General features: G+C 69.4%; 8 protein-coding genes and 3 pseudogenes. 6 read left to right on the top strand and 5 right to left on the bottom strand.

The window, feature by feature from the left end; all coding sequences use genetic code 11:
* Both ACH65_RS14985 and ACH65_RS14980 read right to left on the bottom strand, forming a co-directional pair.
* A pseudogene (locus ACH65_RS14985) lies at positions 1–181 on the bottom strand (hypothetical protein); the annotation flags it as partial.
* Positions 178–807: an RNA polymerase sigma factor gene (locus ACH65_RS14980; RefSeq protein ID WP_153242623.1), complete on the bottom strand. Its 630-nt coding sequence runs from the start codon at positions 805–807 to the stop codon at positions 178–180. The gene ACH65_RS14980 and the pseudogene ACH65_RS14985, both read right to left, overlap by 4 nt.
* Positions 808–900: 93 nt before the next feature.
* On the opposite strand from ACH65_RS14980, the gene ACH65_RS14975 reads away from it, so the two are divergent.
* Together ACH65_RS14975 and ACH65_RS14970 are read left to right on the top strand one after the other, a co-directional pair.
* A complete protein-coding gene (locus tag ACH65_RS14975) occupies positions 901–1,209 on the top strand; it encodes an NAD(P) transhydrogenase subunit alpha part 2 (RefSeq protein WP_049623419.1) in 309 nt (102 codons plus the stop codon).
* The gene (locus tag ACH65_RS14970; RefSeq protein WP_049623418.1) at positions 1,209–2,639 is read left to right on the top strand and encodes an NAD(P)(+) transhydrogenase (Re/Si-specific) subunit beta; all 1,431 of its coding nucleotides are present in this window, start codon (positions 1,209–1,211) and stop codon (positions 2,637–2,639) included. Before ACH65_RS14975 ends, ACH65_RS14970 begins: the two co-directional genes overlap by 1 nt.
* 172 nt (positions 2,640–2,811) lie before the next feature.
* Here the strand turns inward: ACH65_RS14970 and ACH65_RS20860 are convergent, their stop codons facing one another.
* Positions 2,812–3,474: a hypothetical protein gene (locus ACH65_RS20860; protein ID WP_237561538.1), complete on the bottom strand. Its 663-nt coding sequence runs from the start codon at positions 3,472–3,474 to the stop codon at positions 2,812–2,814.
* Here ACH65_RS20860 and sufT point away from each other — a divergent pair.
* The 4 genes and pseudogenes from sufT to ACH65_RS14945 all read left to right on the top strand — a co-directional run bounded on the left by sufT (position 3,440) and on the right by ACH65_RS14945 (position 10,972).
* Positions 3,440–3,997, top strand: coding sequence for a putative Fe-S cluster assembly protein SufT (gene sufT / locus ACH65_RS14960; RefSeq protein WP_049623422.1), 558 nt, complete (start codon positions 3,440–3,442; stop codon positions 3,995–3,997). The two genes, ACH65_RS20860 and sufT, sit on opposite strands and share 35 nt — an antisense overlap.
* Positions 3,998–4,521: 524 nt before the next feature.
* Positions 4,522–5,508, top strand: coding sequence for a bifunctional helix-turn-helix transcriptional regulator/GNAT family N-acetyltransferase (locus tag ACH65_RS14955; protein ID WP_049623416.1), 987 nt, complete (start codon positions 4,522–4,524; stop codon positions 5,506–5,508).
* A gap of 443 nt (positions 5,509–5,951) precedes the next feature.
* Positions 5,952–8,312, top strand: coding sequence for a protease pro-enzyme activation domain-containing protein (locus ACH65_RS14950; protein WP_237561537.1), 2,361 nt, complete (start codon positions 5,952–5,954; stop codon positions 8,310–8,312).
* 519 nt (positions 8,313–8,831) lie between these two features.
* Positions 8,832–10,972 (top strand): annotated as a pseudogene (locus tag ACH65_RS14945) (M4 family metallopeptidase).
* Between the two features lie 93 nt (positions 10,973–11,065).
* Here ACH65_RS14945 and ACH65_RS14940 read toward each other — a convergent pair.
* Entirely contained in the window at positions 11,066–11,551 is a 486-nt protein-coding gene (locus ACH65_RS14940) for an asparaginase domain-containing protein (protein ID WP_049623421.1), read from the bottom strand.
* Positions 11,552–11,629: 78 nt separating this feature from the next.
* Positions 11,630–11,842, bottom strand: a pseudogene (locus ACH65_RS14935) (acyl-CoA dehydrogenase family protein); the annotation flags it as partial.

The following is an 11,842-nucleotide window of genomic DNA, read 5'->3' as shown; positions in this document are numbered from 1 at the left end:
GCAGCAGCGCGCGTACCGCCGGCCCGCGCGCGGCGGCCGGCGCGGCGGCCTGCATCGCCGTGCGGCGCGCGGCGCGCAGCCGGCCCGCGGTGGCGCCGTCGAGCCGGCGCGCGGCCTCCAGGTGAAGCGCGCGGGCACGCTGCTCGACGGTGGGACGTTCGGGACGGTCGGGGGCGTTCATCGCCACTCCTCCAGTTGTTCGCGCATATGTTGCATCGCCCGGGACAGGTGCGTCTTCACGCTGCCCTCGGAGCAGCCCATGGCCCGCGCGGTGTCGGCCACGTCGAGTCCTTCCATCACGCGCAGGGTGAAGGCCTCGCGCTGGCGCCGCGGCAGGCCGCGCAGCGCGACCACCAGGTCGGCGTAGGACTGCGCGTCCTGCAGGCGGTCGAGCGGGCCGGGGCTGGCGTCGGCCGGGTCCCAGCTCGGCAGCTCGTCGCCGTCGTCGTCGTGGCCGCCGCCGAGCCAGCCGACCACGATGGAGCGCACCTTGCGCCGGCGCTGCAGGTCCACGATGCGCCGGCGCAGGATGCCCCAGAACAGCGGCGTCCATTCCTGCGCGGGCCGCTCGCGGTAGTGCTTGACCAGCCGCAGCATGGCGTCCTGCACGGCGTCCATCGCGTCCTCGCGGTGGCCCAGGTGCAGCTCGGCGAGGCGGAACGCGCGCCGCTCGATCTGGGCCAGAAAGCCGTCCAGGCTGGCCGGCACGCTCGGCGCGCCAGTCGCCAGGGTGTTGTCGAGGGTGGCGGTGAGCGCGTTCACGCCGGCTTCCGCCCCGCCGTCGGGAGGGCCATGCAAGGGCTCCATCGGTTCGTTCCCGACCATCAACGCGACAGGCTCGCCGGGGTTGACGCGCGACCGTATGATGCGGCGACGGTGCTGTCCGGACGGGGAAGGCTCATGATCGACGGGTTCCTGGCGCTGTACATCTTCATGCTGGCCGCGTTCACCGGGTACGAGATCATCGCGCGGGTGCCGGTGATCCTGCACACCCCGCTGATGTCCGGTTCCAACTTCGTTCACGGCATCGTACTGGTGGGCGCCATGGTCGCGCTCGGCCGGGCACAGACGCCGTTCGGCATCGCGGTGGGCTTCCTCGGCGTGCTGCTGGGCGCCGGCAACGCCGCCGGCGGCTACGTGGTGACGGCGCGCATGCTGCAGATGTTCAAGGCCAGCCGGCCCGCCGGCGGCGGCGGGGAGGGCCGCTGATGGCCTGGCTGCCGACGCTGGTCAAGGCCTGCTATTTCCTCGCCGCACTGCTGTTCATCCTGGGCCTGAAGCGCATGAGCTCGCCGCGCACCGCGCGCGGCGGCATCGCGTGGGCGGGCGCGGGCATGCTGCTGGCGACGCTGGCCACTTTCGCGCTGCCGGGCCTGCAGCATCGCGGGCCGATGCTGGCCGCGCTGGCGCTCGGCACGGCGGTGGCGTGGTGGTCGGGCCGGCGCGTGGCGATGACCGCGATGCCGCAGATGGTGGCGCTCTACAACGGTCTGGGCGGCGGCGCGGCGGCCGCCATCGGCGCGGTGGAGCTGGCCGGCTTCGCCGGCGCCACGGTTACCCTGCTCGACGGCAGCGCCTTCACCGCCAGCGGCGTGGAGGCGCCGGGCACGGTGCCGCTGGCGCTGGCCGTGCTGGGCGCGCTGATCGGCGCGGTGAGCTTCGCCGGCTCGCTGGTGGCCTTCGCCAAGCTGCAGGGCTGGCTGGACCGGCGGCTGGTCTTCCCCGGCCAGCGCGCGGCGAACCTGCTGGTGCTGCTCGCCGCGCTCGCGCTCGGCGCGGTGCTGATCGGCGGGCAGCTCGCGCTGCCCTCGATCACGGCCTTCTTCGCCCTGGCGCTGGCCTTCGGCCTGCTGATGACCCTGCCCATCGGCGGCGCCGACATGCCGGTGGTGATCTCGCTCTACAACGCCTGCACCGGCCTCGCGGTGGCGCTGGAGGGCTTCGTGCTGCAGAACGAGGCGATGATCATCGCCGGCACCGTGGTCGGCGCGGCCGGCAGCCTGCTCACCCAGCTGATGGCGAAGGCGATGAACCGCTCGCTGGCCAACGTGCTGTTCGGCGGCTTCGCCGCGGCGGCCGGCGGCGGGCGGGCCATCGCCGGCAGCCAGAAGCCGATCGAGGCCGCCGACGCGGCGGCGATGATGGCCTACGCCGAGCGCGTGGCGATCGTGCCCGGCTACGGCATGGCGGTGGCGCAGGCGCAGCACAAGGTGTGGGAGCTGGCGCGGCTGCTGCGCGAACGCGGGGTGAAGGTGCGCTTCGCCATCCATCCGGTGGCCGGCCGCATGCCCGGCCATATGAACGTGCTGCTGGCCGAGGCCGGCGTGCCGTACGACCTGATCGCCGACATGGATGACATCAACCCGGAATTCCCCGTCACCGACGTGGCGCTGGTGATCGGCGCCAACGACGTGGTGAACCCGCTGGCCAAGACCGACCCGGCCTCGCCGATCTACGGCATGCCGATCCTCGACGTGGCGGCGGCGAAGCAGGTGATCGTGATCAAGCGCGGCCGGGGCACCGGCTTCGCGGGGATCGAGAACGCGCTGTTCTACGCCGACAACGCACGCCTGCTCTACGGCGACGGCCAGGCCGCGGCGGCCGAACTGGTGGCGGCGCTGAAGTCGCTCGACGGCTAAGTCTCAGCGTCTGCTCAAAGTCTCTCCTGCTTGCTCCCTCCCCTGCGTGCGGGGGAGGGTTGGGGAGGGGTAAACACTGGCCTCGAGGCAAGGATTCACCCCTCCCAGCCTCCTCCTGCGAGCAGGGGGAGAGGAGCCAAGCCGCGTCAATGGCAAGACTTTGAACAGCCTCTCAGCGTCGTACCGGGCGCAGGGCGACCAGCGCCGCCACGGCGGCGCCGAGCACCGCCCACACCAGGTCGGGCCGCGTCAGCGCCATCCGCGCGAGCTGGCCGAGCAGGCCGAGGCCGGCGACGCGCAGGGCGTCGACCAGGCCGATGCCGAGCATGCTGGCGATGCGCACCGCCGCGGTCAGCAGGCCGACGTAGACCGCCGCCAGCAGCGTGGCGCCGGCGGCCATGGCCGCGGCGCCGCGGCGCACCGAGCCGCGCACCGCGAGGCCGAGCACGGCGCCGACCAGCGGCGCGAGCATCGGCAGCGGGCGCTGCAGCATCAGGGTGGGCAGCATCCAGAGCGCGCCGGCGGCGAGGCCCAGCATGGCGGCGCAAAAGAGGGCGAACAGCAGGGACAGCGACGCGCGGGCGTTCATCGCGGGCGCGGCCTCGTCGGCATGGAAAACACGCGGCAACCCTTGGCAGGCAAAGCCGCGATGATAACGCGCCGCCGCCTCTCCCTTGAGTTCCCTCCCCGCCGGCCCGATTTCGATGGAGCGGACCATGGCGCCGGCGCGGCATAATGGCAGGCCGGGCGGCGTCAGTCGCCGCGTTACCGAAATGATCGGCAGGATCGGCAGGATCGGCATGAGTGGCTTCAATCTGAGCAGCGAACCCTTCACCCTCGAACGCGACTGCACCGCCGTGATGGTGCCGCAGGGGGAGAGCGTGACCCTGCCCGCTGGCCAGGTCGGCTACATCACCCAGGCGCTCGGCGGCAGCTTTACCGTGTACGTGGAGGGCAACTTGTTCCGCATCGCCGGCCACGACGCCGATGCGCTGGGCAAGGAGCCGCCGCCGCCGCTGGAACTGCCCGCCGACGCCAGCGACGAGGACGTCGAGAAACTGGTGTGGGAGCAGCTGCGCACCGTGTTCGACCCGGAGATCCCGGTCAACGTGGTGGAGCTGGGCCTGGTCTACGACGTGAGCCTGGAGTCGCTCGAACCCGGCCGCCGCAAGGTCTACGTGAAGATGACGCTGACCGCGCCCGGCTGCGGCATGGGCGACATCCTGGTGGACGATGCGCGCACCAAGCTCGAACTGATCCCCACCGTGGGCGAGGCCGACGTGGACCTGGTGTTCGACCCGCCGTGGAACTACGCGATGATGTCGGACGTGGCCAAGCTCGAAACCGGCATGCTTTGACGCCGCGTGTGCCGGCCGCCCGCCGCATGACGGCGGCGCGGCCTTCGCTTTACTCCCGCGCAACGACAGCGACCGCCATGCCGGCACAGGCCCGCATCCGGCGGCGAGACGGCATGGCGCGAGGGGCTGCGCGCCGGCGATGGACATCATGCAGGCCACGCGCGATGGCCAGCGCGCCGCTTTCCCATGCCGCAGATCGGCCAGTGCTGGCGCACGGCGATACGGCCGGCACCGGACGGCTTGCATGGCGCGCGGCCCCGGAAAGCCGCAGCGTATCCGGCGCGCATGGACCGCTTGCGATGACCGCGCGCTGCGCGCCTCGACCCGCCCATGGGGCGCAGGCGGGGCGTCATCGGGGCGCGAACTCGCCATTAACAGTTCGCCCAACCTGAAAAGCTGGCGTTCGCAGCGGCACGAGGCTTTTTTCGATATGGCTCTGAGGTTTGGCTGGATGTTCCGCCCGCCTTGATAAGGTTGTTTCGTGCAACTATATGGGTTGCTCTGCGCAACTTGTCGAGGCCGGCATGGATTCCATCGAGGTTCCCGCCCAACCGCGAGAGCAAACCGTACGCGAGCTGCGCGAGGCCTCGCGCAAGCTCGTTCGCGAACTGGGCTTCATGCGCAACACGGTGGCCGACAGCGATCTGGCGCCCTCTGGGGTGCATGCCATTCTCGAAATCGGCGCGGCACCCGGCATCCAGGCCCGCGATTTGGCGAACCTGCTGCGGCTGGACAAGTCGAGCACCAGCCGCCAGGTGACGCGGCTGGAATCGGCCGGCTTGATCGAGCGCCGGGCCTCCAGCGGGGACGGTCGATCCTCAGAGCTCTACCTGACCAAGGCCGGGCAGCAATTGCGGCGCAGGATCGACACGTTTGCCAGTGGCCAGGTGTCGAGCGCGCTGCGCCGGCTCACCCCGGCGGAACAGCAGGCGCTGGTCGCATCGCTGTCGCTGTACGCTGGTGCGCTGGCCGGTGACAACGGCCGCAAAGCGCGGCAGGACCCGGCCGGAACGGGCACTCGGATGGTCGAAGGTTATGTGCCGGGCTGCATTGGCGACATCGCCGGCCTGCACGCCCGCTTCTACTCGCAGCACTGGGGATTCGGGGTGTTCTTCGAGCGCAGGGTCGCGACGGAACTGGCCAGCTTCGCGCAGTCCCTGCCGGACGAGGGCAAGGCACTGTGGCTGTGGGTGGAAAACGGCCGATGCCTGGCTTCCCTGGCGATCGACAGCGAGCCGGGCCAGCGCCTCGCGCACCTGCGATGGTTCATCGTCGATGAATCACTGCGCGGCACCGGCGTCGGCCGGGTTCTCATGTCGCGCGCCATGCGCTTCGTCGACGAGCGCTTCGATGAAACCTACCTCTGGACCTTCAAAGGCCTGGAGGCGGCCCGCCACCTCTATGAGTCGTTCGGCTTCGAACTGACCCACGAGGCAGAGGGCGCGCAATGGGGGCACACGGTCACCGAGCAGCAATTCCGCCGCCGCCCGAAGTCGCCCCCGCCGGCATGACGCAAACCTGTTCCGGGCCCCGTCGTGGCGGGACAGGGAGCCGCCTTGGCGTAATGGGTGATTATCCGGCGCATTATTCGAAATAACTTTCGATATGCAGAATATTGCGAATAGCGGTGTGTTTATCCATTATGTGAATCGCTGCGCAATTGGAAAGATCACCGCTTGTCGGCCATTTCTCCCCATGCCTATGTTTTGACAATCCGCTGCCAGGATGGCGGGCGGTTGATCCCGTGGCGGCCGGCAAGGGGAGGGCGTCGCTCAAATCGTGCCGAATAGGCGCCGATCTGCATGGAAGGCAGGGCGGTAGGCGCCGGGTCGACGGGGTCGTTAGACAGCAGTAGGGAAATGGAAGGCCGTGCCCGGCACGGCCGTACTGTCTATCAATTCGGGGATTTCAGAAAATGCCTAATAATCGTCTTCGGTTCCGCCAGAAAATCCTGGTGGCGACCATCGGATTGGCGATCGCTTCGACCGCCTTCGGCGCCACCGGCACCGGGCAGGCGAGCGGCGACCTCGTCGTCAGCGACACCTCGCCGGTGGTGGCGCACGCCGTCGCTCTCCGGCGCAACGAGAGCTACAGCGGTCAGCTCGCGTTCTCCCAGCCGGTCCATATCGAGGTGGCGCTCAAGCTGCGCAACGACAGCGAGCTCAAGAGCTTCATCGCGGCGGCCCACGAGGGCTATGCGCCGCTGGCGTCGCGCTCGCTGACGCCGGCGCAGTTCCTGGATCGCCATGCACCCACCGCCGACCAGGCGCAGGCGGTGGTGGACTTCCTCACCCGCGCGGGCTTCGCCAACGTGAGCATCGCGCCCAACCGCCTGCTGGTCTCGGGCGACGCCACCGCCGACGTGGCGCAGGCGGCCTTCCGCACCAGCTTCGCCAAGGTGCGCACTCGCGACGGGCGCGACGCCTACGCCAACACCTCCGACGCGCACATCCCGGCGGCGCTCCAGGACAGCGTGTTGTCGGTGGTGGGCCTGCAGGACGTGCACCGCGCGCACCCCTTCGTGCAGACGCTCCAGCCCAACGACCTCACGCCGCAGGCGATCACCGGCCACAACCCGACCGAGTTCTCGGCGATCTACGGCGGCACCGGCGCGCCGACGGCCTCGGGCGTCACGGTCGGCATCATCACCCAGGGCAGCCTCTCCCAGACCATCACCGACCTCAACACCTTCACCTCGAACAACGGCCTCGCCACCGTCACCACGCAGACCATCAACACCAACGGCACCAGCTCGGACACCAGCGGCGTCGGCGAGTGGAACCTGGACAGCCAGGACATCGTGGGCATGGCCGGCGGCCAGGTCGGCAAGCTGCTGTTCTACAACATCCCCACGCTGTCCAACGCCAACCTCACCGCCGACATCAACAAGGTGGTCTCGGACAACCAGGCCAAGATCATCAACGTATCGCTGGGCGAGTGCGAGACGGACGCGCAGGGCGACGGCTCCGCCTCCGCGCAGGACCAGGCCTTCCAGCAGGCGGTGGCGCAGGGCCAGACCTTCTCCATCTCCACCGGCGACAGCGGCGCCGATGAGTGCGGCAACGGCGGCACCACGCCGAGCTGGCCGGCGGCCTCGCAGTACGTGATCGCGGTGGCGGGCACCAAGCTCGACGCCTCCACCAGCACCTGGAACAGCGAGGTGGTGTGGAACGAGCTGGCCAACAACGAGGGCGCCACCGGCGGCAGCGAGAGCACCTTCGAGCCCAAGCCGAGCTGGCAGACGCTGTGGTCGGGCTCGCACCGCGGCGTGGCCGACGTGGCCTTCGACGGCGATCCGGAATCGGGCGCCAAGGTGATCGTCAACGGCGCCAGCCAGCAGATCGGCGGCACCAGCCTGGCGGCGCCGCTGTTCTCCGGCTTCTGGGCCCGCGTGATCGCCGCCAAGGGCACCGGCGTGGGCTTCGCCGGGCCGCTGATCTACCAGCTGCCGGCGGCGGACTTCCACGACGTGACCTCCGGCAACAACGGCGGCGAGACGGCCGGCCCGGGCTATGACCTGGCCAGCGGCCGCGGCAGCATCATCATCGGCAGCGCGCTGAACGACCTCGGCGGCGGCGGTGGCGGCAACACGCCGCCGGTGGCGAACTTCGGCGTGGTGACCAGCGGCCTCACCGCCAACTTCACCGACAGCTCCACCGACAGCGACGGCACCATCGCCTCGCGCTCGTGGAACTTCGGCGACGGCGCCACCTCCACCGCCACCAACCCGAGCCACACCTATGCGGCGGGGGGCACCTACAGCGTCTCGCTCACGGTGACCGACAACGGCGGCGCCACCAACACCAAGACGCAGTCGGTGTCGGTGAGCGGCAGCGGCGGCGGCAGCAGCCAGCTGCTCGGCAATACCGGCTTCGAGACCGGTTCCGCCTCGCCGTGGAGCGCTTCCAGCGGCGTGGTCAGCAACAGCAGTTCCGAGCCGCCGCACGCGGGCTCGTGGGATGCGTGGCTGGACGGCTACGGCAGCAGCCACACCGACACGCTGTCGCAGCAGGTGGCGATCCCCAGCGGCAAGAGCTCGGCCACGCTGCAGTACTACCTGCACGTCGACACCGCCGAGACCACCACCTCGCAGGCTTACGACACGCTCAAGGTGCAGGTGTACAGCACCTCGGGCAGCCTGCTGGGTACGCTGGCCACCTATTCCAACCTCAATAAGAACAGCGGCTACACGGTGCACACCAACAGCCTCGCCAGCTACATCGGCCAGACCGTGGTGATCAAGTTCACCGGCACCGAGGACTCGTCGCTGCAGACCTCCTTCGTGCTGGACGACGTGACGCTGACGGTGCAGTAAGCGCGCGCGAGGGGGTGCCCGGCAGCCCTTCGCCGCCCGCCCGTATGCGCCACAAGCAGCGAGCCCGGTCCGCGAGGACCGGGCTTTTTGCTGCGCGTTTTGCTGCTGCCCGTGCGCGTCGCTGCGCCCTCATATTTTGGAATCTCTGGCCACATCGCGCGTCGTGAGTGCGCGTGGGCAGGATTTCACGTCCAGGCTGTGCGGGCGATCACGTACTTAAGAAAGATTCCCTCTTGCGCGCAAGTTATTTCGACACCTATCGTCAACGATCCGTTGGCGGGGAGGTTGACGGAGTTCCCGTTGCGGCATGCCTGTGAAGTGGCGTGCTGCCGCGCTCAATCGGGTCCACGCGCCGCTCCGACAAGGAGTGCAGGGCGAGGCGGCGGTCGGACCGACGGGATCGCTAGGCAGCACCAATAAGGGGCCGTGTTCGCGCACGGCATTTTCATTTGATGGGGTCCGTGCGGCCGCAGTGGTTTCGTGCGCCCCGAAGAATGGCTAGGAACAGGAGTTCAAAAAATGCCAAGCAGTATTCGTCTGAAAGCCCTCGTCGCCGCGATCGGCATGGCCACCGCCTCGGTGGCGACCGCGGCGAACACACAGAGCCTGCGTGCGCAGAACCTCGGCGCGGTGCCGGTCGGCAACCTCGCCGCCAAGCTCAACCTGGGGTCCGACATGTCGCTGGCCGCGCGCAGCGCGGCGCCGCTGGCCCATGGCCAGCAGGTCGTGCGCCAGCAGCAGCTCTATCGCGGCGTGCCGGTGTACGGCCGCAGCCTCGCCGTGGTGCAGGACGCCCAGGGCAACGCGCTGCGCGCCACCGGCGACCTGTTGCAGCTGGACGGCAACCAGGCGGCGCCGCTTTCGGTCACGCCGAAACTGACCCCAGGCCAGGCCGTCGCCGCGCTGAAGAGCCATGCCCACACGCTGCTGCTCGCCAAGGCGCGCATCAGCGGCGAGACGGCGGAGCTGTTCGTCTACCCGCAGGAGGGCAGCTCGCCGCGGCTGGTCTACCGCACCTCCTACTTCGTGGACGGCGACCAGCCGAGCCGCCCGGTGGCCATCGTGGACGCCAACACCGGCGAGGTGGTCAAGAGCTGGAACGGCCTCACCAACGCCACCGCCACCGGCCCCGGCGGCAACCAGAAGACCGGCAAGTACCTCTACGGCACCGACTACGCGGCGCTGGAGGTCACCCAGTCGGGCAGCACCTGCACGCTGCAGAACACCAACGTGAAGACCAACAACCTGCACCAGGGCACCAGCGGCTCGGTGGTGAGCTTCACCTGCTCCAACAGCGACACCGACGCCATCAACGGCGCCTACTCGCCGGTCAACGACGCGCACCACTTCGGCGGGGTCACCCACGACATGTACGTGGCCTACACCGGCGCCGCACCGCTGAACATCCAGCTGGTGATGAACGTGCACTACAAGAGCCAGTACGAGAACGCGTTCTGGAACGGTACCGCGATGTACTTCGGCGACGGCGCCAGCACCTTCTACCCGCTGGTGTCGCTGGACGTGACCAGCCACGAGATCAGCCACGGCTACACCGAGCAGAACTCCAACCTTGAGTATTCCGGCCAGTCCGGCGGCATCAACGAGGCGTACTCGGACATCGCCGGCGAGGCCGCCGAGTTCTACGACCGCAGCAGCAACGACTTCCTGGTCGGCCAGGAGATCTTCAAGAGCAGTGGCGCGCTGCGCTACATGTGCAACCCGACCCAGGACGGCGGCTCGATCGACAACGCGGCCAACTACACCTCTGGCCTGGACGTGCACTACTCCAGCGGCGTGTACAACAAGGCCTTCTGCACGCTGGCCAAGACCACCGGCTGGGACACCAAAAAAGCGTTCCAGGTGTTCGCGCTGGCCAACAAGACCTACTGGACCACCACCACCGACTTCAATTCGGGCGCCTGCGGCGTGGAGTCGGCGGCGCAGGACCTCGGCTACGACAAGAACGCGGTGATCACCGCCTTCACCGGCGTGGGCGTGACCTGCGGCGGCGGTGGCGGCGGTGGCACCGCTACGGAGCTGCAGAACGGCGTGGCGGTGACCGGCGTGGCGGCGGCCTCCGGCGCGGACAAGGATTTCCTCGTCAAGGTGCCGGCCGGCGCCAGCAACCTGGTGATGTCGATCTCCGGCGGCACCGGCGATGCCGACCTGTACACCAAGTTCGGCAGCGCGCCCACGCTGAGCAGCTACGACTGCCGCCCGTACCAGAGCGGCAACAGCGAGAGCTGCTCGGTGGCCACGCCGCAGGCGGGCACCTACTACATCAAGGTGCACGGCTATTCGGCGTATTCCGGCGTGACGGTGAAGGCGTCCTACAGCACCGGCAGCGGCGGCGGCACGGGCAGCCTGCAGAACGGCGTGTCGGTGACCGGGCTGTCCGGCTCCGCGGGCACCAAGCTGTAGTGCACGGTGACGGTGCCGGCCGGCACCAGCAGCCTCACCATCGCCACCTCGGGCGGCACGGGTGATGAAGACCTGTACGTGAAGTTCGGCGCCACGCCGACCACCAGCAGCTACGACTGCCGCCCCAGACCGGCAACAGCGAGACCTGCACCTTCACCCCGCCGCAGGCGGGCACCTACACCATCATGCTCAACGGCTACTCGTCGTTCTCGGGCGTGAGCCTGCAGGCGAACTGGTGAGTCCCGGGGCGGCGGGCCGCACGGTCCGCCGCCTGCGCAAAAAAGAACGGGCACGGCCGGGGACGGCCGTGCCCGTTCGTCCTGGCGGGTGGCTCAGATCGCCTCGAAGCGGTTGGCGGCGCGGTTCTTGCGCACCTTGGCCGGATCCCACACACGGCCGTTCATGGCGATGTAGACGCCGTCGGGCAGGGTCTGCACCGCGCCCACTGCGCAGCCGATGTTGAACACCGCGTCCGAGCCCTGGAAACGCGCCGGGTTGAGCGCGCCGGTGAGCACGATCACCTTGCCCTGGATCTGCGCCAGTTCGCGCGCCGTCTCCACCATGGTGTCGGTGCCGTGGGTGACCAGCACGTGGCGGTGCGGCTGCGCCTCGATGGTGGAGCGGATCAGCGCGCGCTCCTCGGGGCCGATGTGCAGGCTGTCCTTGCGCAGAATCGCGATCACGTCGAACTGGAAGGCCACGCCGAACTGGCTGAGGATCTCGCCGATCTGCGGCGCGCCGATCTTGTAGTCCGACTTGTCATCGAAATAGATCTTGTCGATGGTACCGCCGGTGGTGACGATGCTCAGGTGCTGCATGGACTGCATGGCTCGGATACCAGGAAAAAGACCGGCCCATTCTAAGGCACCGCGCCGGTGCACCCCAGCCGTCGCCGTTCAGCCGAGCAGCAGCTGCGTGTCGGCGGCGTCGGGCGCGGCCAGCCGGTCCAGCCCGTGGGCGAGGAAGCGCCGCAGCGCGGCGCCGGGGCGCTGGTCGCCGCGCTGCCGGGACCAGGCGGCCTGCCGCGCCAGCAGCGCAGCCGCGGCCGTGCGGGCCAGGGTGAGGGCGAGGCCGCGCGCGGTGGCTTCCAGCACGGCGCGGTCCTGCCC

Origin of the sequence: Frateuria defendens (assembly GCF_001182895.1) — a bacterium.
GTDB lineage: Bacteria > Pseudomonadota > Gammaproteobacteria > Xanthomonadales > Rhodanobacteraceae > Frateuria_B > Frateuria_B defendens.
The sequence above is the reverse complement of the archived record's forward strand: the minus strand, read 5'-3'. Positions and strand labels throughout refer to the sequence as shown.

Bases quoted from the DNA above. Each gene is read 5' to 3' on its own strand.
- ACH65_RS14980 (WP_153242623.1), bottom strand. From the start codon at position 807: ATGGAGCCCTTGCATGGCCCTCCCGACGGCGGGGCGGAAGCCGGCGTG.
- ACH65_RS14975 (WP_049623419.1), top strand. From the start codon at position 901: ATGATCGACGGGTTCCTGGCGCTGTACATCTTCATGCTGGCCGCGTTC.
- ACH65_RS14970 (WP_049623418.1), top strand. From the start codon at position 1,209: ATGGCCTGGCTGCCGACGCTGGTCAAGGCCTGCTATTTCCTCGCCGCA.
- sufT (WP_049623422.1), top strand. From the start codon at position 3,440: ATGAGTGGCTTCAATCTGAGCAGCGAACCCTTCACCCTCGAACGCGAC.
- ACH65_RS14955 (WP_049623416.1), top strand. From the start codon at position 4,522: ATGGATTCCATCGAGGTTCCCGCCCAACCGCGAGAGCAAACCGTACGC.
- ACH65_RS14940 (WP_049623421.1), bottom strand. From the start codon at position 11,551: ATGCAGCACCTGAGCATCGTCACCACCGGCGGTACCATCGACAAGATC.